Annotated in this window: 25 protein-coding genes, 1 rRNA gene and 1 pseudogene; 11 read left to right on the forward strand and 16 right to left on the reverse strand. The window is 44.2% G+C overall.

Annotated elements, in window-relative coordinates; all coding sequences use genetic code 11:
- Positions 1-27 precede the first annotated feature (27 nt).
- On the forward strand, positions 28-438 hold the full coding sequence (locus tag QUA23_RS12355) for an ester cyclase (protein WP_333076176.1): 411 nt from the start codon (positions 28-30) through the stop codon (positions 436-438).
- A gap of 137 nt (positions 439-575) precedes the next feature.
- On the opposite strand, the gene QUA23_RS12360 is transcribed toward QUA23_RS12355, so the two are convergent.
- Together QUA23_RS12360 and QUA23_RS12365 are read right to left on the reverse strand one after the other, a co-directional pair.
- Entirely contained in the window at positions 576-1049 is a 474-nt protein-coding gene (locus tag QUA23_RS12360; protein ID WP_333076177.1) for a TspO/MBR family protein, read from the reverse strand.
- A 302-nt stretch (positions 1050-1351) separates the two neighbouring features.
- Entirely contained in the window at positions 1352-1933 is a 582-nt protein-coding gene (locus tag QUA23_RS12365) for a hypothetical protein (protein ID WP_333076178.1), read from the reverse strand.
- A 72-nt stretch (positions 1934-2005) separates the two neighbouring features.
- On the opposite strand from QUA23_RS12365, the gene QUA23_RS12370 reads away from it, so the two are divergent.
- Positions 2006-2158: a hypothetical protein gene (locus tag QUA23_RS12370; RefSeq protein WP_333076179.1), complete on the forward strand. Its 153-nt coding sequence runs from the start codon at positions 2006-2008 to the stop codon at positions 2156-2158.
- Positions 2159-2302: 144 nt separating this feature from the next.
- Positions 2303-2617: a zinc ribbon domain-containing protein gene (locus QUA23_RS12375; protein WP_333036151.1), complete on the forward strand. Its 315-nt coding sequence runs from the start codon at positions 2303-2305 to the stop codon at positions 2615-2617.
- A gap of 159 nt (positions 2618-2776) precedes the next feature.
- Here the strand turns inward: QUA23_RS12375 and QUA23_RS12380 are convergent, their stop codons facing one another.
- On the reverse strand, positions 2777-3664 hold the full coding sequence (locus QUA23_RS12380) for a DUF1232 domain-containing protein (protein WP_333076180.1): 888 nt from the start codon (positions 3662-3664) through the stop codon (positions 2777-2779).
- Between the two features lie 79 nt (positions 3665-3743).
- Between QUA23_RS12380 and QUA23_RS12385 the strand changes: the two genes are divergently transcribed.
- The gene (locus QUA23_RS12385) at positions 3744-4568 is read left to right on the forward strand and encodes an NAD-dependent epimerase/dehydratase family protein (RefSeq protein WP_333076181.1); all 825 of its coding nucleotides are present in this window, start codon (positions 3744-3746) and stop codon (positions 4566-4568) included.
- A gap of 60 nt (positions 4569-4628) precedes the next feature.
- On the opposite strand, the gene QUA23_RS12390 is transcribed toward QUA23_RS12385, so the two are convergent.
- The 5 genes from QUA23_RS12390 to sufB all read right to left on the reverse strand — a co-directional run bounded on the left by QUA23_RS12390 (position 4629) and on the right by sufB (position 10801).
- The gene (locus QUA23_RS12390; protein WP_333076182.1) at positions 4629-5261 is read right to left on the reverse strand and encodes a Uma2 family endonuclease; all 633 of its coding nucleotides are present in this window, start codon (positions 5259-5261) and stop codon (positions 4629-4631) included.
- A gap of 259 nt (positions 5262-5520) precedes the next feature.
- On the reverse strand, positions 5521-6783 hold the full coding sequence (locus tag QUA23_RS12395; protein ID WP_333076183.1) for a SufS family cysteine desulfurase: 1263 nt from the start codon (positions 6781-6783) through the stop codon (positions 5521-5523).
- 173 nt (positions 6784-6956) lie between these two features.
- Positions 6957-8288, reverse strand: coding sequence for a Fe-S cluster assembly protein SufD (sufD, locus tag QUA23_RS12400; protein ID WP_445243493.1), 1332 nt, complete (start codon positions 8286-8288; stop codon positions 6957-6959).
- Positions 8288-9079: a Fe-S cluster assembly ATPase SufC gene (sufC, locus tag QUA23_RS12405; protein WP_333076185.1), complete on the reverse strand. Its 792-nt coding sequence runs from the start codon at positions 9077-9079 to the stop codon at positions 8288-8290. Before sufC ends, sufD begins: the two co-directional genes overlap by 1 nt.
- A 282-nt stretch (positions 9080-9361) precedes the next feature.
- Positions 9362-10801: a Fe-S cluster assembly protein SufB gene (sufB, locus tag QUA23_RS12410; protein WP_333036166.1), complete on the reverse strand. Its 1440-nt coding sequence runs from the start codon at positions 10799-10801 to the stop codon at positions 9362-9364.
- A 186-nt stretch (positions 10802-10987) separates the two neighbouring features.
- Between sufB and sufR the strand changes: the two genes are divergently transcribed.
- The 4 genes from sufR to QUA23_RS12430 all read left to right on the forward strand — a co-directional run bounded on the left by sufR (position 10988) and on the right by QUA23_RS12430 (position 14331).
- Positions 10988-11686, forward strand: a complete 699-nt coding sequence (sufR, locus tag QUA23_RS12415) for an iron-sulfur cluster biosynthesis transcriptional regulator SufR (RefSeq protein WP_333076186.1) — start codon at positions 10988-10990, stop codon at positions 11684-11686.
- A 109-nt stretch (positions 11687-11795) separates the two neighbouring features.
- Entirely contained in the window at positions 11796-12203 is a 408-nt protein-coding gene (locus tag QUA23_RS12420; RefSeq protein WP_333076187.1) for a hypothetical protein, read from the forward strand.
- Between the two features lie 196 nt (positions 12204-12399).
- A 5S ribosomal RNA gene (gene rrf / locus QUA23_RS12425) occupies positions 12400-12516 on the forward strand.
- Between the two features lie 249 nt (positions 12517-12765).
- The gene (locus tag QUA23_RS12430) at positions 12766-14331 is read left to right on the forward strand and encodes a cytochrome P450 (protein ID WP_333076191.1); all 1566 of its coding nucleotides are present in this window, start codon (positions 12766-12768) and stop codon (positions 14329-14331) included.
- 231 nt (positions 14332-14562) lie between these two features.
- On the opposite strand, the gene QUA23_RS12435 is transcribed toward QUA23_RS12430, so the two are convergent.
- The 4 genes from QUA23_RS12435 to vapB all read right to left on the reverse strand — a co-directional run bounded on the left by QUA23_RS12435 (position 14563) and on the right by vapB (position 17645).
- Positions 14563-14718 (reverse strand): hypothetical protein, encoded by a 156-nt coding sequence (locus QUA23_RS12435; RefSeq protein WP_333093913.1) that lies wholly within the window; start codon positions 14716-14718, stop codon positions 14563-14565.
- A 148-nt stretch (positions 14719-14866) separates the two neighbouring features.
- On the reverse strand, positions 14867-16531 hold the full coding sequence (locus QUA23_RS12440; RefSeq protein WP_333076193.1) for a hypothetical protein: 1665 nt from the start codon (positions 16529-16531) through the stop codon (positions 14867-14869).
- Between the two features lie 51 nt (positions 16532-16582).
- The gene (locus QUA23_RS12445; protein ID WP_333076194.1) at positions 16583-17311 is read right to left on the reverse strand and encodes a hypothetical protein; all 729 of its coding nucleotides are present in this window, start codon (positions 17309-17311) and stop codon (positions 16583-16585) included.
- A 103-nt stretch (positions 17312-17414) separates the two neighbouring features.
- Complete coding sequence (gene vapB / locus QUA23_RS12450; RefSeq protein WP_333076195.1) at positions 17415-17645, reverse strand: type II toxin-antitoxin system VapB family antitoxin; 231 nt, start codon at positions 17643-17645, stop codon at positions 17415-17417.
- On the opposite strand from vapB, the gene QUA23_RS12455 reads away from it, so the two are divergent.
- Both QUA23_RS12455 and nadC read left to right on the forward strand, forming a co-directional pair.
- Positions 17644-17793 (forward strand): hypothetical protein, encoded by a 150-nt coding sequence (locus QUA23_RS12455; protein WP_333110380.1) that lies wholly within the window; start codon positions 17644-17646, stop codon positions 17791-17793. The two genes, vapB and QUA23_RS12455, sit on opposite strands and share 2 nt — an antisense overlap.
- A 61-nt stretch (positions 17794-17854) precedes the next feature.
- Entirely contained in the window at positions 17855-18715 is an 861-nt protein-coding gene (gene nadC, locus QUA23_RS12460) for a carboxylating nicotinate-nucleotide diphosphorylase (RefSeq protein ID WP_333076196.1), read from the forward strand.
- A gap of 209 nt (positions 18716-18924) precedes the next feature.
- Here the strand turns inward: nadC and QUA23_RS12465 are convergent, their stop codons facing one another.
- Together QUA23_RS12465 and QUA23_RS12470 are read right to left on the reverse strand one after the other, a co-directional pair.
- Positions 18925-19953, reverse strand: coding sequence for a C39 family peptidase (locus QUA23_RS12465; RefSeq protein WP_333076197.1), 1029 nt, complete (start codon positions 19951-19953; stop codon positions 18925-18927).
- Positions 19954-20426: 473 nt separating this feature from the next.
- On the reverse strand, positions 20427-21755 hold the full coding sequence (locus tag QUA23_RS12470) for a pitrilysin family protein (RefSeq protein ID WP_333076198.1): 1329 nt from the start codon (positions 21753-21755) through the stop codon (positions 20427-20429).
- Positions 21756-21980: 225 nt separating this feature from the next.
- On the opposite strand from QUA23_RS12470, the gene QUA23_RS12475 reads away from it, so the two are divergent.
- Positions 21981-22868: an ABC transporter permease gene (locus tag QUA23_RS12475; RefSeq protein WP_333110383.1), complete on the forward strand. Its 888-nt coding sequence runs from the start codon at positions 21981-21983 to the stop codon at positions 22866-22868.
- Between the two features lie 13 nt (positions 22869-22881).
- Here QUA23_RS12475 and QUA23_RS12480 read toward each other — a convergent pair whose 3' ends face one another.
- Positions 22882-23253 carry a hypothetical protein gene (locus QUA23_RS12480; RefSeq protein ID WP_333076200.1) on the reverse strand — a complete coding sequence of 124 codons (372 nt, stop codon included), beginning with the start codon at positions 23251-23253 and terminating at the stop codon, positions 22882-22884.
- 71 nt (positions 23254-23324) lie between these two features.
- Positions 23325-23598: pseudogene (locus tag QUA23_RS12485) on the reverse strand (IS1 family transposase); the annotation flags it as partial.

The following is a 23598-nucleotide window of genomic DNA, read 5'->3' on the forward strand; positions in this document are numbered from 1 at the left end:
TTACTTATCTGTATTAGGCAACCAAAAATGAAAACGCCCAAGCAAGTTCTCCAAGACTGGGTTTCTGCTTATAACGCTCGTGACCCTCACGCCCTGATCGAGCTTTATCACGACGATGCAGAGAACCATCAAGTTGCCTTTGGCGATCCTCTAAACGGTCGTGAGGCATTGCTTGAGAGTTTTGTTGCCTTCTTCCAAGCCTTTCCAGACAATTACACGCACGTTGAGAATCTGTTTGAGGATGGCGAGTGGGCGATGGTCGAGTGGACTGGCGGCGGCACATTTCTAGGTGAGTTTGGTGGCAACCTACCAACTGGCAAAAGTTTTACGCTGCAAGGCTGTGGCTTCTTTCATATTGTTGATGGCAAAATCCATTTTCAACGCGGTTACATAGACAAGCACACTTGGTTCATGCAGATTGGGTTACCGATATCATAAGCTTCCAGTTGTGCAACTGTACAATTATTTGGCATCAAGTCTTTGCCGACTAAAACCTGCGTTGCAGCTAGAGACTACCGAAAAACAGTGCTTTTTCCCGATGCTTGCCATCTCATTAAAATTACTAATTCCAGAGCCTAAACATCCGCCGGATTCAAGTGCATCATTGCCCAAGTGGTGTAAGTGCCGATCGGACTCCAAAGTATGTAAGGCAGCAATAACAGGGCGGCAGGCTCGGAAACTTGCAACACACTTAAAGCTAGTATTACGCTTAAAATAGCGCCCGTTCCGCCGATTATTGTGCCGACTTTTAGGCTCCTAACTTTGCACATAACCGAGGTATAAGACATGGTTACTATTTCTAAAAGCAGGTACAAACCCATTCTCAGCCAAGTCTCCTGAGTTCCCGGTTCTTTTTCCCAAACAATCACTGCTGACCAAGCTGCACAAATAAAAATTACTGTCCAAATTAGGGGAATTGCTTTTTCAAATACTAGCCATCTCGGACGCTGCAAGCGGTTGAACCATTGGATGTCGCTGGGCGGGATTAAGTTCGCTGCTAGTGCTACTATCAAGGCGACGCCTCCAATTACCATCCAGGATTTAATCATTTTTTTACCTTGGGCGAGGTTGACAGGTTCAATTCAGCAGATATTATCTCTAATTTTGGCGATCGCGCAATCTGTCCCTAGTTATATTAGGTTTTGATCCGTCGCGAAACCCAACATCAGTTGAAAAGTAATTTAGACTTCTGAGAAATCTCAATTTATTTTCTTCTATTCCGTTTCATAATATAAAAAATTTGACTCTTGCTCCCTCCCCTTGAAAAGGGGAGGGTTCCGGGTCTGCTTTTCAGTAAAATTGACCAGTAAATTGAACAAAAAGTCTCTTAGTCTTTCAAAACAATCTGCGACTAGCCGAGCCGATGATGCTGTTCTAATTCTAAACTAGGGTCATTCTCTTTTTTGGGAACCAGAAGCGTATTTTCGCTGCTCGGTTGCAACACGGCTTTAATCACTTGGAGAAAACGGTTAGGCTTTTTAGTTTGACCGTTGAGAGTGCGCCGGTCTTGCACTTTTTTAGAAAGGTGCCTCATCACAGATAAATCGAGTTCATCGATGAAATGGTCTGCTATACGTTCTCCCATTAAATCAATAGCTTCAGCATACTGATCGGTTAGCGTTTCTATGGCATCGTATGCTTCGTCAGCCACTTGACTTGCTACTGTTTTATTTTGGTCGCCCGGTGTCGGGGAATGGCTGCGGCGCCGGTCTAAAAGACTTTGGTAATCCGCAATGCTCATTCCCAAATTGTAGAGATGGTGGTGAGCGTGATCCATCAAATCTACTTCACTGGGATAGAAGAAACCACGAGTGCTGTTGATGCCGTGCAGTTTTGCCCAACGCCGCAGATTTGTCTCATCTTGCAGTTGGTATCGCTCCAACATTTGAGCTGTGTTCAGCTCTACTTCTGGCGTAACTTTGAAATCGCTCATCGGTAAATCCTCGCTGGTGAGTAAATAAATAAAAGTGAAACTTAGAATCTGTGATTGGCGTACAGTCTGAAAATGACGATCAATCCTGTGACGGCATTGAGGGAAGTCTTGCGGGCATTTGCTAGCCGTCGATCGTGCGATCGTTCGATCGAGTCAGAGGATTTCAGGGTAGGGTACTTTTGGGCTTTGTCTCGATCGCATCCGGGAGCAAGCACACTGGGTTAATAATATAGCTGATTTAGTGTTTTAACAATCATTAAAAATAGTAAAGTTTGATTTTTGGGGTTGAATTTTTAGTAAGGTTGAGCTATAATATTCTCCATAACCGTGCAATTAGTAATTTTAGTAGTTGCAAACGAGATTCTTAGTATGCCTGTATACGATTATTTGTGTCCCGAAAACAACCAGCAGTTAGAAGTTTGGCACAGCATGAACCTGGAAGTTTCGACTTGGGGCCAACTGTGCGAGTTGGCTAAGTGCGAACCCGGTGAGACTCCCGCAGATGCTCCGGTACGCCGACTGCTGAGCGCTCCAAGGTTGATGAAGCCGACATCCGACACCGATTATAAAAATTCGGGTTTTAGCAAGTACGTGAAGCGGGATGAAGGGGTTTATGAAAATGTCACGGCTAAGGATGGTGAAAGCCGTATTGTCAATCGAGATGGTAAGCCGATTAAAGACTGAGAATCTATAAAAATCAAGTTTTCAGTTGAGTGAATTACATATATTAAGTAGGGACACCGCAGCGCAGTGTCCTTTGTTTTATCCGATTAAAAACAGCTATATTATTCAGATTCTATTAGTCCGATGCCGACACCACAAAACGCTCAACCGGACATAATATTATTGACCAAACCAATCTTTCATTTTTTGCTTTGCTTGTTTTTTAGTATCAGCATTAATGTATACTGAAACAGTAGCTATGGCCGCTAGCAATACTCCCAAATCGTCTGTAAATCCGATGCCGACTAATATATCGGGAATGGCATCGACAGGAGATATAAAATAGGTCAAAGCTCCAACTACAACTCCTTTTGCCCAAGCAGGCACCTTTGGGTTCTGAGCCGTATAGTAGAGAATCAAAGCTTTTTCAACTACTTCTCTTCCTGCGGTTAAAGCAAAGTTTTTAAGTTTAGCCCAAAAACTTTCATCGGAATAGTTGATTTTGGGGTTGCTGAAGTTTGTCGTGGTTCCTTTCCGGTCGATTAAATCGAGAGGAATGCCCTTAGTTTTAAGCTGGGAAACAGCCGAATAGAAAGATGCTGATGCCTGATTTGTATTAGGGGTGGCCTCCCGTATTTGTTTGATATCTGCGATAAATTCCTGCATGGCTTGGATTTGCAAGTCGGAAACCGCCAGCAGTTTTTTTGCGGATTGGATCGCCTCGCTTTCTCCGGGATGCAGCGTCTTATTTGCCCCAGCAACGTTAATTAAAAAATACATGACTCCCAAACGCAGCGGTTCTTCTGACTTGCTGAGTGTTTGCAAACAGTCGCTGAGTGATGGGGGACTGGCTGTGTAGGATTGGATTTGAGCCTTTGCAGAGTCAGAAAATTTGTCTAAATTTATGGTTTTAAACAACAAATCTAGTTCGTCAATATCAACGGAACCATCGGCGGCTGCGATCGCAAACAAAGAACCATAAAAAGCTAAAAGTTCGCTTTCTGAGGATGTGGCAAAAATATCTCTCTCGGACACGATGCTACTCCGATTGATAACGATGCTTTGCATTTTACCACAAAACTCAGCGCGCCATGATTTCAGAAACCGGCAATAATTTTAGAGAGTATGAAACAAAGGAGAATTTTTGATGAAAGTTGCGATCGTCGGCTGCGGCTATGTGGGTACTGCGACAGCCAAACATTTACGCGGCAAATCTGATTGTATCGTGACGGCGACAACTACCACGGCGACGCGAGTCGTTGAGTTGGAGGGTGTCGCCCAGCGGGTAGCCGTGATCAAGGGAAATGACAAAGATGCAATGACGGCTGTATTGCAAGAACAAGATGCTGTGATGCTGTGCGTAGGTGCTCCAAATTCTGATACTTATCAGGAGAGTTATTTAGATACAGCGACTACTTTGGTATCGGTTTTAAAGCAGATACCGACAGTAAAACAGGTTATTTATACTGGTACTTATTCTGTGTATGGCGATCGCCAAGGTGAAGTGGTAAATGAAGAGTCACCAGTCGCACCTGCCAACCCAAACAGTGAAATTCTCGCAGAAACCGAACGGGTGTTATTAGCAGCATCTAATGCCAATCTTCACGTCTGTATTCTCCGTTTGGGAGGAATTTATGGGCCTGGACGAGAATTAGTTAAAATCTTTGGGCGCTGGGCTGGGAGCACTCGCCCCGGTAGGGGGGAAGATGCTACTAATTGGGTGCATCGGGATGATGTTGTTGGGGGGTTAACCTTTGCTTTGGAAAATCGATTGCAGGGAATTTATAATTTAGTCGGGGATGTATCGCTATCTAGTGGTGAATTGCTCGAGCGCATTTTTGAAACTCACAATCTGCCTCAAGTTTCTTGGGATGGAAGTCCTAGCGTGCGGCCTTACAATGCGAGGGTGTCGAATCAAAAGATTAAGGCGGCTGGTTATCAGTTTATCCATCCTGAAATAAGGGAGTTTTAATAGTCCTGGGCGCAGCACCTAATTATGTACGCTGCGCAAGGCGCACCTTGCTAGAGAATATTATATTTTCCCTTTAACCCAAGTTCTAAAGGATTTCAGCAAAGCAATTTCTCCCATCGTTTGAGTGCGAGTGAAAAACCCAGCCATTTCTGCTACCGATACAAAGGGAAAAGCAATACTAAAGTCGCGCTCAATATATTCAGTTTCTACCAACTGATAAAATTTCAAAACTCGCCCGTTATACAGCCAGAGTTCCGGGACGCGAAGTGCGGAGTAAATGGCCAACTTATCAACTGAACTGCTGGTAATATCTATTTCAATTGCTAAGTCTGGCGGTGGGGCAGTTTCTAAATCTAGTTCTTGCCTGCCTCTAACTGCTGCTTCATTTTGGATATAATAACAGTTATCTGGTTCTATGCCTTTTTTGGCATTTTTGAGTTTGAGAGTAGTTGAGCCAGCACTTTTAATTTCAATGTCGAGTTCTTCTGCTAAAGCAAGGATGAAATTACTGAAATTGCTCTTGTAGTTCTCATGTTCAAATAGTGGCGCCATAATTTCCAGTCTCCCTTCATCGTAAGCTATGCGATAACCTCGCTTATCGCCTATTTCTTTGAGCAACGTTTCAAAGGTCTGCCAGCTAATGTTTTCTAGCAGAGTTCTTTGTTCGGCTAAACTTGAAGTAGTAGCAATCATCTCAAAATCTCCTTGAGCTGAGAAAACTCTAGTTTTATTTTACCACAGGCCCAGATACTATCAAAAGGGCGATTTTCTACGGGATATCTGCGCTTTACGGTCTTTTTTGAACCGCAGATTCAGGCGGATAGACGCTGATGAACGCGGATGAAGAAACAGCGATATTGACAGATTTAGATTTTTTCTTAATCTGCGTTCATCCGTGTTCATCTGCCGACATCTGCGGGCAAAAATAAAGCCATTTCAATCACTAATTAACTTATCCCATAATCTCAGCAAAAAAGTCGATCGTCTCTTTCAACGCTTTCACAAACACATCAATCTCCTCGCGAGTATTGTAAAAGTACAAACTCGCTCTGGCAGTAGATGAAACGTTCAAATAGCGGTGTAAAGCTTGCGTGCAGTGATGCCCGGAACGAATCGCGACTCCCTCCTGATCTAACATGGTAGATAAGTCTTGAGGGTGAATTTCTCCGGCTGTAAATGCCGCCAAAGCTGCCCTACCTTCGCCGTTGCTGTCTGGTTGTGGCCCGTAAATTTTGATTTCGGGAATTTGCCGCAATTGTTGGAACATATAAGCAGTCAATTCTGCTTCGCAAGCGTGAATCTTATCCATGCCAATGTTACTAAGATAATCGATTGCTGCACCAAGGGCGATCGCCTCGCCGATTGCAGGCGTCCCCGCCTCAAATTTGTGCGGCAAATCGGCATAGGTGGAATAATCGAGAAACACGTCAGCAATCATCTCGCCGCCGCCGAAAAACGGAGGCATTTCTCTCAGCAAGTCCAGCTTACCGTAGAGAAAACCGATGCCAGTCGGAGCGCACATTTTGTGACCGGAAGCAACCAGCCAATCGCAATCTATTGCTTGCACATCTACTATCATGTGCGGCACGCTTTGGCAAGCATCTATTAAAACTTTCGCGCCGAAACTGTGGGCAATTTTGCAGATTTCTTTGACAGGACTGATGCAGCCTAAAGTATTAGAAACGTGAACGGTTGACACCAATTTAGTTTTATGGGAAATTAGCGTTTTAAACTGTTCCATATCAAACTCGTTAGTTTCCGTTAACTCCACAAACTTCAGCACCGCACCGGTTCTTTGAGCCATCATTTGCCAGGGAACAAGATTGCTGTGGTGTTCCATCACCGACAGGATTATTTCATCTCCGGCTTGCAGATTGCTTAAACCCCAAGAATAAGCAACCAAATTAATCGCTTCGGTGGCGTTGCGAGTGTAAACAATTTCTTGCCGCGACGCGGCATTTACAAACGCTGCAACTTTGTCTCTCGCACCTTCGTAAGCATCAGTCGCTTTGGCGCTGAGAGTGTGAGCACCGCGGTGCACGTTTGCATTGTATTGTCCGTAGTAATCACGCCAAGCGTTGAGCACAGCTAGGGGTTTTTGAGAAGTAGCTGCATTGTCTAAATAAACTAGCGGTTTGCCATTTACTTTTTCATTCAAAATTGGGAAGTCGCCGCGAACTTTTGATGCAAGTGTTTTTTCTTGAATAAGTGTCATATTTTTTGAAGTTAGTATTGTTGCTGATTCTGGGCGGGCTAGAAGCCCACCTCATAGGAACATTTATTTTTGTGGAACAGGATTCGACGCTGTTCCTGTGGGGCGGGCTAGAAGCCCACCCCACAGGAACATTCATTTTTGTGGAACAGGCTTCGACGCTGTTGCTAATTCTTTTATCCTTGGATAGCCACGCAGGTAGAAAGCATTTTCGCCACACCTACAATTGGCAACAGATTGAGAATTTCTGCTGCAAAAGCATCGATTAGCAAATAGCGGCTTCTTTCTAAATCCAAACCGCGACTTTGCAAGTAGAAAAGTTCATCATCTTCTAATTGACTGACAGTTGCACCGTGGGAACATTTAACGTTGTCGGCCACAATTTCCAACTGCGGTTTGGTATCTACACGAGCTCTCGGCGACAGCAACAAATTCCGGCTCAATTGTCCGGCATCTGTCAATTGTGCGGCTTTGCGAACGAAAACTTTGCCGTTAAATACAGCGCGAGCTTTGTTGCCGACAATGCACTTGTGCAATTGGCGACTTGTACCGTGAGGGTAATTAAAATCGATTAAACTGTGGGTGTCCGCTAACTGTTCCCCAAAGGCTACGCTTAAGCCGTTTAAAGTTGTTTCAGTGGCTTCGCCCCGCTGAAATACTTCTAAATTGTGCCGCGATATTTTGCCTCCCAAGCTGATAGCATGGCAAGTGTAACGGCTATTACGAGATTGTTCGATCGCACTTTTGCCGATATGAACAACCTCTCCACCTTCCCGCTGCAGCCGAACGTGATTCACAGTGGCGTTTTCGCCGACAACAACATCCGTTACAGCATTCGTAAATGCAGGGACATTACCGATAGTTGCGTAATCCTCAATCAGTGTCACATTGCTTCCAGGCTCAGCTATGACCAAGCAGTGCGGCTGGGACATCGTGAGAGATGCACCGGGCGCTGTCAGGAACAGCAAGTGAATCGGAAGGTCGATCGACATATTGGCCGGCACGAACACCACCGCAGAATCAGCCAAACCCGCAGTATTCAGCGCCGTAAACACTTCGGTTTGCTGTCTGTGCTTGCTCAAAACATCGCTGATGCGCCCTTGATATTTTTCGGGTACATTGGATAGATTACCTGCGTAAAAGTCCGGCAAATTCGGCAAATTCAGCGTTGATAAATGCGGCGCATAAAAACCATTGACAAAGACTAATCTTAATGGTAAGTCTGCCTTGTCTTTCACAGGCATCGTAATATCAGACAGCTTAATTTCGGACTGATTGCTGGTCGGCAAATGCAACGAAATTTGTAACAGCGGCGACAAATCAGTAAAACGCCATTCTTCATCCTTCACTGTCGGAAAATGAGAAGAAAGCACGTATTGAGTTGCAATATCGCGCAAATCATCCAACCCGTAAACAGAACTTTTGAGATGAGCAGCGCCCAACTTTTCACACTGATTCACCAAATCAGTCAAAAACATTTCCCTACTAGCAACTTGGGTATTCATCATCATCTCGCGCCTACTCCTGCTGCTTCCTCTTCCACAACCCAGTCATAACCGCGTTCTTCCAATTCCAGCGCCAACTCTTTCGGGCCAGTCAAGATAATTCTGCCCGCTTCCATGACGTGAATAAAATCAGGAATAATGTAATTCAGCAACCGCTGATAGTGAGTAATCACCAACATCGAATTTTCAGCAGTTGACAACTGATTCACACCGCCGGCGACAATCTTGAGAGCATCGATATCCAAACCCGAATCAGTCTCATCTAAAATAGCTAATTTCGGTTCCAACAACGCCATTTGCAAAATTTCATTCCGCTTTTTCTCGCCGCCGGAAAAACCCTCATTTACGCTGCGGCCTAAAAAAGAATCATTCATCTTGACAATATCCAGCTTGTCCTCGATTAAATCTTGGAAATCAAAAGCATCCAATTCTTCCAAGCCGCGATGTTTGCGGTGAGAATTGTAAGCCACGCGCAAGAAATCTAGATTGCTAACGCCGGGAATTTCCAAAGGATATTGAAAAGCCAGAAATACGCCAGCCAGAGAACGTTCTTCCGGCGCTAATTCCAGCAAATTTTGACCCAAGAAAGTAACTTCTCCGCCCGTTACCGTATAAGCAGGATGGCCAGCTAATATCTTGGATAAAGTGCTTTTTCCCGAACCGTTCGGGCCCATAATCGCGTGAATTTCACCCGATTTAATTTCCAAATTCAAACCCTTCAGGATTTGGGTATCTTCCACATTCGCCGTTAAATCGCGGACGGATAGCACCACTTCACTATTTTCTACAATCATCTATTTTTGTCCTTTTCCTCAATGCACTTTACAGTTTTTTCTTCTCGTTCCTAGGCTCTGTCCCTTGGTGACCAATTAACGTTAAACCGATAGTCCGCCAGGGAATGAATTCCCTGTCTCAAAGCTAAAGTCCTCTGAAGAGGACTGAGAAGAAAATTTTTAAACTCATTAGTCCTGTTTAGAGGAGTTTAGCTATTAGCCAAGGAATTCATTCCCTGGCGGACGGGGAGCTTAAGTTGTCACCGATGGACTCGGCCTGGAAGGGTTTCTTGGCCGCGAAAATTATCCGACACTTCCTTCCAGTTTCAGACTCAACAGCTTATCCGCTTCCGCCGCAAATTCCATCGGTAACTGATTGAAAACATCTTTACAGAAACCGCTAATCATCATCGAAATAGCATTTTCTGCGGAAATTCCCCGCTGTGCGAAGAAGAACAATTGCTCTTCTCCAATCTTAGAAGTAGAAGCTTCGTGTTCCACTTTAGCAGTGTGGTTCTGCACTTGAATATAAGGGAAAGTATTCGCTTGAGCGTTATCCCCAATCAACATGGAATCGCACTGAGAGTAATTGCGAGAGCCTTTAGCATTAGGCCCCATTTTCACCAAGCCGCGATAGCTGTTGGATGAGTTTCCCGCAGAAATTCCCTTAGAAATAATCGTGCTGCGAGTATTTTTACCAACGTGGATCATTTTGGTGCCGGTGTCAGCTTGCTGCTTGTTATTTGTCAGCGCTACCGAGTAGAATTCGCCTACCGAGTTGTCGCCGACTAACACGCAACTGGGGTATTTCCAAGTAATTGCGGAACCGGTTTCTACTTGTGTCCAAGAAATCTTAGAATTAACTCCCTGACACAAACCCCGTTTCGTCACGAAGTTGTAAATGCCGCCTTTGCCGTTGGCGTCGCCAGCGTACCAGTTTTGCACTGTGGAGTATTTGATGTCGGCATTGTCCATTGTTACCAATTCCACTACGGCGGCGTGCAGTTGATTGGTGTCAAACATCGGCGCGGTGCAGCCTTCTAGGTAAGACACAGAACTGTTTTCTTCTGCAACAATTAGGGTGCGCTCGAACTGGCCGGAATCTCCGTTGTTGATGCGGAAATAGGTTGACAATTCCATCGGGCATTTGACGCCTTTGGGAATGTAAACAAAGGAACCGTCGCTGAATACGGCTGAGTTGAGGGCTGCGAAAAAGTTGTCGCCGACTGGTACAACGCTGCCGAGATATTTTTCTATTAGTTCGGGATAATCTTTGACGGCTTCTGAGATGGAACAGAATATAACGCCGTCTTTGGCTAGTTTTTCTCTAAAGGTTGTGGCAATTGAAACGCTGTCAAAAACGGCGTCAACGGCGACATTTCCGAGCCGTTTTTGTTCGGAGAGGGGAATGCCGAGTTTCTCGAAGGTTTCTAGGAGTGTCGGGTCAACTTCGTCCAAACTGTTGAGCTTTTTGGGCTTTTGTTTGGGCGCGGAATAGTAGATAATTTGTTGGTAGTCGATCGCGGGATAGTTGACGTGGGGCCAGGTGGGCTCGGTCATTTTCAACCACTGCCGGTATGCTTTGAGGCGGAATTGCAGCATGAATTCCGGTTCGTTTTTCTTGGCGGAAATCAGGCGGACTACATCTTCGCTCAAGCCGCGGGGGATGGTGTCTGACTCGATGTCGGTGACAAAACCGTATTTGTAGGGCTGGTTGACTAGGGTTGTGACTGTAGAGCTCATTAATTTTGCGCTTTCGAGTGTTCTGGATAAGTCTCTCAAAGATGGCAGACGCTGAACTGTCGGGGGCCCGGCCAGTTCTGGGGGCTGCTCTGGTAAGTAAAACAACTGATTTGTTGCTTTAGTATATTTTAAGCTACATTAACAACAGTGATATTGTCAAAGTCAAATTAATAATTTTTTGTGAAGATGATGGAGACTACTCAGCAGACTTCCACGAAACAAGACATCCTGGAATATTTGCTCAAGGAGGGGCAGGGGACGGCTCTTGAGTTGGCGGAGTCTTTGGATATCAGCCCGCAGGCGATTCGCCGTCATTTGAAGGATTTGGAAGCGGACGGGCTGATTCAGTATCAGTCGGTTCAGGCTGGGATGGGGCGGCCGCAGCACATTTATGAGCTTACCAGTCTGGGGCGCGATCGATTCCCCAATCGTTACGGTGATTTTGCAGTCTCTTTTCTGGATACGTTGGCGGAAACCGTCGGCCGCGAGCAAGTGATTACTATCCTGCGAAAACAGTGGCAGCGCAAGGCTACGGACTACCGGCGGCTAGTGGGTGCGGGTTCGCTGCAAGAACGGGTGACTAAGTTGGTGGAACTCCGCAGGGCTGAAGGTTATATGGCTGAGTGTTATCCTGTAGAATCTGTAGAGGTTGGGATCTGCGATCGCGCTGGTTTGGACGATCGATTTGTGTTGATGGAACACAACTGCGCGATTTCTAATGTTGCTGAAACTTTTCCGAGTGTCTGCGGTAATGAGTTGGAAATGTTTGCAGCGGTTTTGCCGGATTGTATTGTGGAGCGGACTCACTCGATTATTAATGGGGAACACCGCTGCGGTTATTTGATTGCAAGGAAGAAGGAAGAAGTTCGGCAACGGATTTTCTAACGGATTTAACGGATGTCACGGATGAAAGTTCGGCAACGGATGAGTGTAACGGATGTCACGGATGTCAGGGATTACCAATTACCGATTAGCCATTACCAATTTTTAATATATGGAACCGCTAGCAGATTTTTTAAAGCCGGAAGAGTGTGCCGAAGTTGATATGGCGCTGCTGTCGTCGAAGGAAAAGTTTTCGGCGCGGGTGGCAATTTATGCTTTAAGGGTGCTCAAGCAAATTTCTGGGGAGACGGGTTTGCCGGTGGCTGAGGTGACTAATGGGCAGGTGATGGATTGGATTAAGAATGATGAGAGCATTAAAGGGTCGATCGAACTTGATGCTAGTTTTGAAAACTTTTTTACTAATTTGGTGGTGGCGTCTTTGCGGCCTTTGAGGCAAATTGCGACAGAAGCCGAGATCCCGATCGAACAATTAACAGTTAAGCAGGTTGTGGCGTGGTTTGAGAAGGACGGGAAAATTCGCAGAGAACAGGGAAGCGAGGCGGCGTTTTTGGATTTGTGAGTTAAAGGTCGATCGGCACCACTGGTAAATAATACGTCAAACTCGGCTATTGGGGGCAGTTTCGGGCGATCGAAAAAAAGTTTTGATAAAGGGGTTGACAGACTAGGGAAAACTTGATAAGGTAATTAAGTCGAGCGAAAGAGATGCAGCGCATCAAACTGAACGCAGACACAGGATAAAAAGTTTTCAAAGCTTTCCTGGTGCTTATGATGTAATGGAACCACTCCGATCCATCCCGAACTCGGTTGTTAAACGTTGCTATGGCGAAGATACTCGGCGGGTCACTGCCCGGTAAAATAGCTCAGTGCCAGGTTAATAATAAATTAAAGCTCTTTTCCCGCAACAACGGAAAAGGGCTTTAGTTTTTTGGTGAGTTACAGATGTTTATAATATGACAAGTGCGTAAGTCCAGAGCTTGTTGCGTATTTGAAAAGGAGTTAATGCTAGAGCTACATCAGGCAATTACCAAGTCGAACGTTTTATATTTAATTACGTTGACTTACTTAATCTCCATTTCAAGGTAGTATATGGGTAATAAAAAACTATGGACTTGGGCAGATTTATGTTTCAAAGCATTACTTCTCAAATAAATGGTTCTTCTTCCTTCTTGTCATATTTAGTAATAGTATTAGGCTTTACTAGCATAGCGTCTATACTGAGTTGGCGATGGTGGAAAGGCAAGGAAACGTATAAATCGCTACAATCTCTCCCGTCCCCTCCCCAATATTGGGTGTTAGGAAATCTACCACAAGTATTAGCAGCAGTAAAACAGAAGAAATTATTTCAGCTATTTTTTGATTGGAGCCAGCAGTTAGGCCCGATGTACGTCATCTGGAATGGTAGGACTCCATCTGTGATTTTAAGTAAACCAAAAGTAATTGAAGATACCATTATCAATGGGATGAGAGATGGTAGCTTAATTAGATCCAAGCAAGTACGTCAAGCATGGAACGATATGAGCGGTTCTATTATGCTCGGAGAAACTGCAACGGAGTGGCAGTGGCGACGGCAGGCTTGGAATCCAGAATTTAGTTCGAGCAATATTTCCAAATATCTGGAAATAATTAGCCAAGCTTGCGAACAAGTCATTGAGACACTGAAACAAGTTGCCCCCCCAAAAGAGGTGGAGGTAGATCCTGTGTTTGTGGAACTAACAATGAGGGTGATTTCCTCTTTTGTACTAGGTATTCCTGTAGATAGAAATAGTACCAGTCAGGAAGGTCCCCCCCTGGAAGTTAGCAAGGCGTACGAAGCGATGTCTATTGTAGGCTATCGTTTCATGCGACAAGCTACGGGGGAGAAAAGATGGATGAAATATTTGCCAACTCAGAATTCACGGGATTATTGGGCAGCAAGGCGATATTTAACGGAATTCCTTACTCCCCGCGTAGACTTAGCTTTACAAATGAGAGAACAAAATCAAACTGATTTCCCACAAGTCAGTAGTTTGTTTAGGGAATCAATGTTAGTCAAAATCGCGGCTAAAGAACCAAAATACGATCGCGAAACTTTAATATCAGAATCGATTGAACTATTAATCGCGGGGACTGACACCACCGCCCATACTTTATCCTTTGCAGTTGGCGAATTGAGCTTAAATCCAAGAGTATTTCAACAAGCACGAGATATCGTTGACCAAGCTTGGCAAAAAGAAAGTGGGATCAACCTAAAAAACCTCAAAGAATTGGCTTATATTCGTGCCATTATCAAAGAAACACTGCGCCTTTATTCAGTTGGCTCTGGCTCAACTCCATTGGAGACTGAACGGGATACTCTAATTAACGGTACAGTGATTCCGCGTGGGACAAGAGTATCCTGGTCAATGCTTGCAGCCGGAAGAGATCCAGAAGTTTATGCTAACCCAGAGGAATTTCTGCCCGAACGTTGGCTAGACAAGAATAAGGAAACAAGTTCACTGCCAATGATACACTTTGGCTCAGGCTCGCATCGTTGTTTAGGAGAGCATCTATCAATGCTGGAAGGAACGATGATGTTAGCATTATTGGTGCGCCACTTCGATTGGGAGTTAGTTAACGGTCGTTCTTCTCTCGAAGAATTACAGCAAAACCTGTTAATTTATCCGTCAGATCGAATGCCAGTACGCTTTCGAGGGAGAAACTTAGCCTAAACTTTTCAAACTCCGCAGTTTTTAGGAATATACAATATAGCCCGATTACCGCTCTTATGTCACTCTAAGCATAGGAAAATAGGTAATCAGGGGTAAAATTCGTTTGAGCAATAGGAATGGGAAATAAATTCATCAAAGAAATCAGCTTAGGAAATCCAAAAGATTATTGCGGAATCGGAAATATCTTCAACCAGCTTTGGATGAGATTGAAGTAGATATAAAATATTCCATTTATATGCGGTACACACAATTTTGTTGTAAGTAGCGATCGACTTCCTCGAACCATTTTTCCCAAGCTTTGGCAATAGCGTCTGGGAGTTGGGGTTCAGCTATTCTATTTTGGTGCTTGTGTATCACAAAGTCGATGCAGTCACTGACTTCTGGCAAGAATGATTCTGGAAGTTGCGGCAATAAGGGCGATCGTAATATCAGGAATAGTCATAATAATTGCCCATTCCAGTCGTTTTTATTTTTATACAATCATAACAAGCGATCACCCTTATTTTAGCAGTCAATAGTGGGTGCTAGCCACTGTTTATGGATTAGCTTGAGTGGTCCCTAATTCCAAACGCCAACGCTGCATGACTTCATCATCCAATAATGGCTTGCTAGAAAGAAAGCCCTGACTTGGTAATTCTCCTACAACAACTCTTAATAGCTGTTCTTCTGGAGTTTCTTCATCAACTCGTAGTGGATCTAAACTGTTCATCCACTGGTATAGTTCGCTTCCTACTTCTTTCCCCCAAGGATGCAATTTTCCATTTATAGCTAAATGTACACCAATTCCCGAATCTTTAGCTTCCTGTGAAATTTCACTGACTACAGTATGTAAAGTATGTAATTCAGAGTTGGATGAACTTGTGGTAATACTCAGTAAAACAATCTGTGCATTGACTAACTTAGCTACTTCTATTGTCTTTTTCAAAGACTCTTCAATTTGTTCAATATGCTGCTCTTTAATCTGGCTATAAGATTTCGACTCTGCTAATACCAAAGTATCTGCTTCTAAGCCAATTACATCTATTTCGGCAAAAGATGCTTTTTTGTCCCGACGATGAATATTTCCTCCAAACTGAATCCAGCTATAAGGCATGAGTTGATACAAAACAGCAGCGGTTATCAGTACAGCGTCACCTCCATTCCTCAAAAAGTGTGAAGCTAATTCATTCAGCTTATAGGTAAAGTGTATCTTATCCAGTTCTGGAAGCTGAAAAAGCTCGGCACAGCCCACACATTCAATAAATTCTTGTACTCGTTCTATTGGATACCAGGTCGTAAGATTACAATGAGAACAACTCAGATTATAACCACGACGAACTAAACCGACTGATAATAATACAGGTAGGTGTTTTGAGACAAACTTATTTTTAGCTTTTTGGTCATTAATTCCTATATTGTTAACCCATTGATAAATATTATCTATCTTGTACCCTCCCTGTTGAACTTGTCGATTATTGTCCTCTGTTCGACGTTCCAATGATTTACAGATTCCTAATCCATGATCGTTGACAAAATCAATTGTTTTCCTAAAACCTCCAAAACGTTTAATAAACCCCTTAGCATAGCGGGTATGTTCATTAATTTCAATTTTTAAATTAGCATCCTTAAATCTTTGGGTAATTACCATTTCATCAGTAGGAATATAAAGGCAGCAGTCTTGTTTAGAGCTTACAGTTCCAGTAATTCCCTGACTACTCACTCTTGTTGATAGTCCTATGAACATATCCCTTCCATAAGGATTGTTATCTGCCCATTCGATTTGATGCTGGCTATTCGATAGAAAAACAGCAGAGGATTTATTGAGAGGTAGCAATAACCGCCTGCTTGATGCTAAACGAACTTCGGCTTCCCAGCCAAACAAGAATTCTTTATTTTGATGTCCTATCGGTACTGGAGGGCTAAAGCGAACCGAACCATCTTCAAATTTAATATAAGTTGTATTGATAGGACTCCCGGTGTAAGCTTGACCTCTGAAAAAAGTTAAAGGGAAATTTTGATAGATAACTTCTACTCTGAAATGGCCAACAAATCTAACAAAAGCTTGGTATACGCTATCGGCTAAATTTTGTGCCTCTTCTATGTCTGTATTAATAACAATTAATATTTTCTGGATGGAAGGTATTCCTTCCCAAATTATCTCCGCTAATTGCTCAATGTTATCTAGCACTTCTGATTTTGGCAAATAAAGCTTATTAGCCATTTCATCACTGAAGGAACGAGTATTCCAATAAGCAGCAGCAATATCAATATCTTAGTCATCACCCAAAAAAATAGTTAGTAGGTTTGGACAATCCATTCGTTGTTGAATTGGATCGAGTTGTTGTATTTTGCTAAGTTTAATTTTTGTTAAACAAATAGGATTATAGTCTCTGGCAAGGAGCAAGCTATTTTTAATTAATTGTTCAAAATTTTGAGGTGCGTTTAAAAAATTAGCTGCCAGATGTTGTGTCAAAAAATTTCTATATCGGTTCGATATTTTTCCCGATTGTATTGACAGCTCAAAATCATAAAAGTTGCAAGTGTTTACACCCAAAACACGGCTATAATCTAGAGTATTATTATTATGAAATTCTCGAAATAGATAAACAATATGAGATAAACTTGTAGGCTCCACACTTTGAGCAGGACAATTATGCAAAGGAATCGTTTCTATTCCTTCAATATGCTGCTGAATTTGCTCTTTGTTAACAAAAACACACTGGACTGGTAGAGTTTCTTCTAGAATTGTATATATAGATTCCCCACTATTTGGGTAGGAGCTAAAAATAAAGTCAGGATTAATTGAGATAATTCTCTCTTTCAAGAACTCAATATCTTGACCATTTTCATGAATTGGTATAATTGCGTTAGTTAATCCTCCCCAGATATGGGTGTAGAGCATGATTGCATTTTGAAAATCCTCTCGATTGCGAACTAAATAAACAAGGCGTAAGGGACGAGAGGTAAGCTTTAAGGTAACTTCTTTTTCAGATAAGTACATAGTTCGTATTTTTAGCAACAGCTTTCAGGAATTGCCTGAGTATGATAACATTACTTGATATAACAAAGAAAAAATGAAAGCCCTGTTGCCACATTGAATTGCTTTAGACTCTCTGTTGCACAATATATTCCTTCATATCCTCAAGCGGATCATCAGGCAGCGGTAGAACAAACATTCTTTTCATTGTTCCGGCAACTCGACGCTTCTTTGTCGGCTTTTCTTGATAGGAGTTTTTAGCCTGCTTTTCGATCAAAAACTCAATATAACGAAGCACTTCTGTCTGAAGAGACTCAGGGAGTTCTGCTAATTTTTCTAAAATGACTGGCTGTATCATGGTTTCTACTTGCGATCGCCCTATCTATTCCATTAAAGCAGCAACACCCAATGTCAGCAACAGAATACCCCATCATCTAGCCCGATCGCCCTCACTTTACCCAAATCCCGATCGCACTAACACTATCATAATTGTGCAACTTGCCTAAAATCGCCCGATCGACTATTCTTCCTAGTAGATATGATCTTGATATAAGAACAAACAAAAATATGACAGCAATATTACCGCCTTGGATACTTTTAGACTCCCTATTGCACAACTGGCTACTAGAAGATATCGGTAGGGGCGATCGCACAACATCGGCCTTATTTCCCGCAAACAGCATCCAGGGTACAGCTAAATGGATAGTCAAAGAAGCTGGAGTCATTGCCGGATTGCCAATTGCCGATCGCACATTTAAACTTTTAGACAGCAGCCTCAGTTTCATCCCCCAAGTACCGGAAGGGAAACTGTGCGAGAAAGGAGAAGTAATCGCCGAGATTTCCGGCAATTTCGATGCGCTGCTAACCGGAGAAAGAGTAGCATTAAACTTGGCAATGCGTTTGAGCGGCATCGCTACATTAACTCAGAAATATGTTGACAAAATTGCCGATTTACCCGTGCAATTAGTGGATACGCGCAAGACAACGCCCGGATTGAGATTGTTGGAAAAATACGCGACTCAAGTCGGCGGTGCTTGCAATCACCGGATGGGATTAGATGACGCGGTGATGATTAAAGACAATCACATTGCGGCGGCTGGAGGAATTGCAGAGGCGATCGCCCTAATTCGCAATTCTATCCCCTATCCGCTGACGATCGAAGTCGAAACCGAAACTCTGGCTGAGGTAGAGACAGCTTTGCAGCACAAAGCCGATATTATCATGTTGGATAATATGTCCTTTGATTTGATGAGGCAGGCTGTGGGAATAATTCGCCAAAAGAGCGATCTGGTAAAAATTGAAGCTTCCGGCAATGTTACTTTAGAAACAATCAGAAGTGTTGCAGAAACCGGAGTTGACTATATTTCTACCAGTGCTCCGATTACGCGATCGACTTGGCTGGATTTGAGTATGAAAATTAATAGTTAGTTGACTGTTGACTGTTGTGATATCAAATGCGGGTTAAATACTCCCTTTATCTCTTAGTCTTGCCTTGCCCGGACTTCGTTTATGTGCTCGCGTTGGTAGCGGTTTCAACCGCTTAGTGATAAAGAAGTTAATGAACCCGGATTTAGTATCATTAGTCAATGGTAACAAGGCAAATTTCCAATTCCCAATTCCCAATTCCCAATTCCCAATTACTTCGAGATAAAATGAACCCAAAAATTCCCGTCAGGCATACAGAGGCTGCGGATTAAGCGGTAATTATAGTGCAAGTAAGCACCGCTGACACTTGTATCGTAGCCACTTCGGAACCACTCACCATAGGGATCGTGAACGAAGAATCCCTCGCTGTCGTAGCCTGATGCAACTATAATGTGACCGAAAGACGTGAAGTATCCATGAATGACAGCCGGATTTCCGCTGGCGAGCCAATCTTGAACGTCATCAACAGTTGCATTCTCGGTAAAGAAATCTTGAGCGCCGTAATCTCTAACAATCTTTGCTAAATCGTAGGGGTCCCAGCGACTGTAACCTTTGGCGATCGCATATTCGTAAAGTTCGTCTTCATATTGCCCGGTTTGTTGGCGCCGTGGCACCTTCAAAAAGTCCATACACATCGCTAATGAAGTTACATTGCAAGAACCTGTAGGATTATTCAAGTTATCCATTTGCGATCGGTAAGGAATGCCAAGCCTGACAGTTGGGGGATTCGGTTTGGGATAAAACAGAACGCTGTCTTGAGTAACTTGAGCGTGTGCTCCAAAAACATACCAAATTCCTGAACCTTTGAAAGACTCGTTGCGGAGAGCAACTCTGATGTGACCGCGAGCCGGAGCAAAAGCCAATATCTCAAACTCTTTTCCGGCTGGTATTACTTGTTTTTCCGAGTCGTGAAGTTGAGAAGACGCCAGCGGTTTTGATTTAAAAATGGTGTCTCTGACCGTTTTCAGGATCAGCGGATGTGTGGGAATCTCCTCTGGTTTGGTTTCAATCAGCTTTTTGGCTGTGACTGCTCCCAAAAAACCCGGTTCGCCGCACTTCATCAGAGTTTGAAATCGGTGGAGGGTGGCGGTAGAGAGAGGGCCAAAAATTCCGTCTACGGGAGGCTTCAGTAAACCCAGGTCAATGAGGCGGCTTTGAATTTGACCACTGAGTTCGTCGTCTGCAGCAATTGCTTTGGCATCGTACCTAATTTTTGAGTTGAGAAAATTTTGTAATTTCATGCTTGCGTGCGTGCCCCTGTCAATCGATTTTAGATTTTAGATTTTAGATTTTAGAATTACGATCGCCGATCAATCTGGTTTCCCTAGACTTAATTGCTTGCTCGTCAATAATTCCCAGTTTATCGTCTCATAAAATTACGGTAATTTTGCCGATCAATCGATTTTAGATTTTAGATTTTAGAATTACGATCGCCGATCGATCCGGTTTCCCTAGACTAAATTGCTGGCTTGTCAATAATTCCGAGTTTATCGTCTCATAAAATTACCGTAATTTTGCCACTCGTCCGTACCTTAAAGGCTTCATATTAATTCTTTGATACAAAACCTTCAAGGCGCGAGCCGATCGAATTTCACGCACTATTGACTAAAAATCCCTCGTGCGCGTTGACATTGTTTCTGCCGAATGCCGAATGCCGTTGGATGGCTCAAAAGCAGAGGAATGGGAGAATTGCCCTGTTGAGGCGATGTCCAATTTATGCTTCGTCGGGACGAATTACCACAACACCCATCGCGTCGGGAGAGAGATATTTGACGGCGGCTTCTCGGAGATCCTCGGCAGTCTGAGCTTGGATGCAGGCGGCATAGTTGAGGGCGGGAGCGATATCTCCTACCATCGACTGATAGTAACCGTACAAACTTGCTCGATCGCTCGGAGTTTCGTTACCAAAGATAAACCGATTTGCTACTTGAGTGCGGATGCGGGAAATTTCGGCATCTGTCACCAGTTCGGTTTGGATAGTGCGGATGTGTTGGACGATGGCAGCTTCCACTGCTGGCAAGTTTTCTGTCGGTAGTTGAGCGGAAATCGAGAATACGCCGCCGAGTCGCTGAGTCATGTTGCTGACCGAAATTGATGAGACTAGCCCTTTTTCTTCGCGCAAATCCTGAACCAAGCGAGTGGTGCGGCCGTGACCCAATATTGTCGCCAAAACGTCGAGGGCATAAGTTTCTGACATTTCCATGAAACCAGGCACTCGCCACATCACGATCAGTCGGGCTTGCTGAAGGGCAGAGTCTACAAATTCGCGGCGGACTGTTTCTGTAAACGGCGATTCTTGGCCGTAGTTCAGGATTTGGGATTCTGGGTGAAAGTTGCCGACAGCAGGCACATTTATTTTGTTGGTTTGTGCTGTACTTTTTGCTGCAAAACTGTCTGCGACAATTTCTATTAGTTGCTCGACTGGCAAATTGCCTACAGCTACGGCTGTCATCGCCCCTGGCTGATATCTGCTGCTGTGGAAATCCCGCATTTGTTGGGCTGTCAACTGTTCGATTACCGCAGTCGGGCCGAGTACCGGTCGCTTGTAGGGCAGGACTTCAAAGGCTAATTCCATCGATCGCTGATAGGTACGGCGGCGGGGATTGTCTTCCGATCGTCTAATTTCTTCTAATACTACCAGCCGTTCTCGATCGAAGGCGTCGTCGGGAATGCTGGCGTTGAGCAACACATCGACTTGCAGGGGAGCTAGTTCGGCAAAATCTTTAGGAGCTGTGGTGATGTAATAGTTAGTGTAATCTTGGCTGGTGGCAGCATTGGTGACAGCGCCGCGCTGTTCGATCGCGCGCTCAAATTCGCCACTGGGAATGCTGGGAGTTCCCTTAAAAATCATGTGTTCTAAAAAGTGAGCCATGCCGTTAATGTCGTCGGGTTCGACGGCTGAGCCTAAATTGAGCCATACGCTGAGGTTAACAGCATCGACCGGCAAGTGTTCGGCTATAACGGTGAGGCCGTTGGGGAAATGGCGGATTGTTGGGGCGTTGAGGGGCGATCGAGCTGAGGTTTTGAGTAGGGTGGATGTCATTGTGCTTTTAAATTTATCTTGTTCTCTATATCTTAAAGGGTCTTGAAGGAAGGGCTCAGGTATTGGGCATTTGGGGCGAAAAATGCAATGGGATATGGACGGTAATGCACGCACCAAGTTTTTGGTCTCCCTGGAGCAAGTCCTGTTAACGTATTTCTGCGATCGCGATCGTTAATTTATCCTAATAGTTGCGCAAGTCCTCTGTTTTTTTGGTGACAGCATTCGATGGAAAATCGAAGATTGAATAACAACTTAGTATTTCCACAAGCAGCTTTTCAACGATTTTGGCGATCGACTTCGGGGAAAATCGGCTTAATTTTGACTGTAGCGCTGATGATATCCGCACTGTTGGCCCCCCTACTTTCCCCTTACGATTCGGCGGTCGATCGAGATTATTTGTCGCGTTTAGTGGCTCCTAGCGCTAAACATTGGTTTGGCACCGACGGTTTGGGGCGAGATTTGTTGGTGCGGGTGTGGCACGGATTGGGGATATCTTTACTCGTCAGCCTGGTTTCTGTGGGTGCGGGTTTAATTGTGGGAGCGCTTTTGGGGCTAGTGGCCGGGTATTTTCGGGGGTGGCTGGAAATTGCGATCGGCACTTTGGCCGATATTTTGTTAGCTTTTCCTTCGATTTTACTGGCGATCGGCGTTGTTACCGTCACCGGGCCGAGCCTGCAAAGTGTAATTATCGCTGTCAGCCTCGTGCAAATTCCGATTTACATCCGCTTAACTCGCAGTATGGTGCTGTCTCTGCGGGAACAAGAATTTGTTTTGGCTGTCAAGGCCTTGGGCGCCAGCGACTTGCGGATTATTTTTCGCCACATTTTGCCGGGAAGTCTCGCGCCTCTAGTTGTACAAGCAACTCTTTCGACTGGTACGGCGACACTAGAAGCTGCAGGTTTGGGTTTTTTGGGTTTGGGCGCACAGCCGCCGGTTCCTGAGTTGGGGACAATGCTTTCTGATGCTTTTAAGGGCGGATACGCTCTTTCGTCTCCTTGGACTATTTTGTTTCCCGGTTTGCTGATTACCTTGACTGTTCTGGGTTTTAATCTTTTGGGCGACGGGCTGCGAGACGCTTTAGACCCCAGATCCAATGCTGCGGCAAGGAAATAGCAATATTCAGAACTTACGCAGCAAGCACAGTATTTGAGCCATACTGTGGCTCCTCTAAAAATTGTTCAGGTATGCTCAAACTTTTGGCGGGAGTTGAAGCCTTTTCAAAGTCGTAGCCTGGGCTGCCGACTGAGGTGATACCCGCTATGACTGGCTGCATTAAGATTGGCCCGGATTGGCGGCTGTCGCGCCCGCTCGCGATCGTTAATTCTGCGACTGATTTATTGACTTTTTGCACCAGCCAACTCACAAAGGCTTGACCCAAAATTGTCGCCATTTCCGGGGTGGGGTTAACCTGTTCCTCTGGAACGCCTTCGAGGGCGATACCGCGAATGTCTGAACCCTGTTGCAGCTTTTTTAAGTTATAGTTTGGCAAAATAGTCAATAGTATTTTGGCAGTCCTGCATAGTAATGATAATCAAGCTTTTGGCTCTCTACATAAACTAGCGTTGGTAGTCATGCACAGTAAAAATATCGTTTTCTTATGCAAAAATTATAGTGATGTTCACAGTTAAAAATTGCCCCAATATGGTGAAAGCAGTTTTTTTGACAAAGACAAGGTTTTACGAAGCAAACGAGAAATTTGTTGGAGTAAAGTATTATTAAATCTTTCAATATGACGGGTATTTCCCAATTCTTTACCTACAGGTCTATGTCTTTTAAAAGGTAGCACTTCCTCATCTAGATTCCCACAAATCAGTATAACAAACAGCACATTGTCTATAGACAT

Source organism: Microcoleus sp. Pol1C5 (assembly GCF_036701115.1).
In the GTDB taxonomy this organism is placed as follows: Bacteria; Cyanobacteriota; Cyanobacteriia; order Cyanobacteriales; family Microcoleaceae; genus Microcoleus.

Coding starts and splice junctions, on each gene's coding strand:
- QUA23_RS12385 (WP_333076181.1), top strand. CDS start 3,744: ATGAAAGTTGCGATCGTCGGCTGCGGCTATGTGGGTACTGCGACAGCC.
- QUA23_RS12470 (WP_333076198.1), bottom strand. CDS start 21,755: ATGACATCCACCCTACTCAAAACCTCAGCTCGATCGCCCCTCAACGCC.
- QUA23_RS12475 (WP_333110383.1), top strand. CDS start 21,981: ATGGAAAATCGAAGATTGAATAACAACTTAGTATTTCCACAAGCAGCT.
- QUA23_RS12370 (WP_333076179.1), top strand. CDS start 2,006: ATGACGATCAATCCTGTGACGGCATTGAGGGAAGTCTTGCGGGCATTT.
- vapB (WP_333076195.1), bottom strand. CDS start 17,645: ATGATACAGCCAGTCATTTTAGAAAAATTAGCAGAACTCCCTGAGTCT.
- QUA23_RS12465 (WP_333076197.1), bottom strand. CDS start 19,953: ATGAAATTACAAAATTTTCTCAACTCAAAAATTAGGTACGATGCCAAA.
- sufC (WP_333076185.1), bottom strand. CDS start 9,079: ATGATTGTAGAAAATAGTGAAGTGGTGCTATCCGTCCGCGATTTAACG.
- sufD (WP_445243493.1), bottom strand. CDS start 8,288: ATGATGAATACCCAAGTTGCTAGTAGGGAAATGTTTTTGACTGATTTG.
- sufB (WP_333036166.1), bottom strand. CDS start 10,801: ATGAGCTCTACAGTCACAACCCTAGTCAACCAGCCCTACAAATACGGT.
- QUA23_RS12360 (WP_333076177.1), bottom strand. CDS start 1,049: ATGATTAAATCCTGGATGGTAATTGGAGGCGTCGCCTTGATAGTAGCA.
- QUA23_RS12455 (WP_333110380.1), top strand. CDS start 17,644: ATGGTTTCTACTTGCGATCGCCCTATCTATTCCATTAAAGCAGCAACA.
- QUA23_RS12430 (WP_333076191.1), top strand. CDS start 12,766: ATGTTTCAAAGCATTACTTCTCAAATAAATGGTTCTTCTTCCTTCTTG.
- QUA23_RS12390 (WP_333076182.1), bottom strand. CDS start 5,261: ATGATTGCTACTACTTCAAGTTTAGCCGAACAAAGAACTCTGCTAGAA.
- QUA23_RS12420 (WP_333076187.1), top strand. CDS start 11,796: ATGGAACCGCTAGCAGATTTTTTAAAGCCGGAAGAGTGTGCCGAAGTT.
- sufR (WP_333076186.1), top strand. CDS start 10,988: ATGATGGAGACTACTCAGCAGACTTCCACGAAACAAGACATCCTGGAA.
- QUA23_RS12380 (WP_333076180.1), bottom strand. CDS start 3,664: ATGCAAAGCATCGTTATCAATCGGAGTAGCATCGTGTCCGAGAGAGAT.
- nadC (WP_333076196.1), top strand. CDS start 17,855: ATGACAGCAATATTACCGCCTTGGATACTTTTAGACTCCCTATTGCAC.
- QUA23_RS12375 (WP_333036151.1), top strand. CDS start 2,303: ATGCCTGTATACGATTATTTGTGTCCCGAAAACAACCAGCAGTTAGAA.
- QUA23_RS12365 (WP_333076178.1), bottom strand. CDS start 1,933: ATGAGCGATTTCAAAGTTACGCCAGAAGTAGAGCTGAACACAGCTCAA.
- QUA23_RS12355 (WP_333076176.1), top strand. CDS start 28: ATGAAAACGCCCAAGCAAGTTCTCCAAGACTGGGTTTCTGCTTATAAC.
- QUA23_RS12445 (WP_333076194.1), bottom strand. CDS start 17,311: ATGTACTTATCTGAAAAAGAAGTTACCTTAAAGCTTACCTCTCGTCCC.
- QUA23_RS12440 (WP_333076193.1), bottom strand. CDS start 16,531: ATGGCTAATAAGCTTTATTTGCCAAAATCAGAAGTGCTAGATAACATT.
- QUA23_RS12395 (WP_333076183.1), bottom strand. CDS start 6,783: ATGACACTTATTCAAGAAAAAACACTTGCATCAAAAGTTCGCGGCGAC.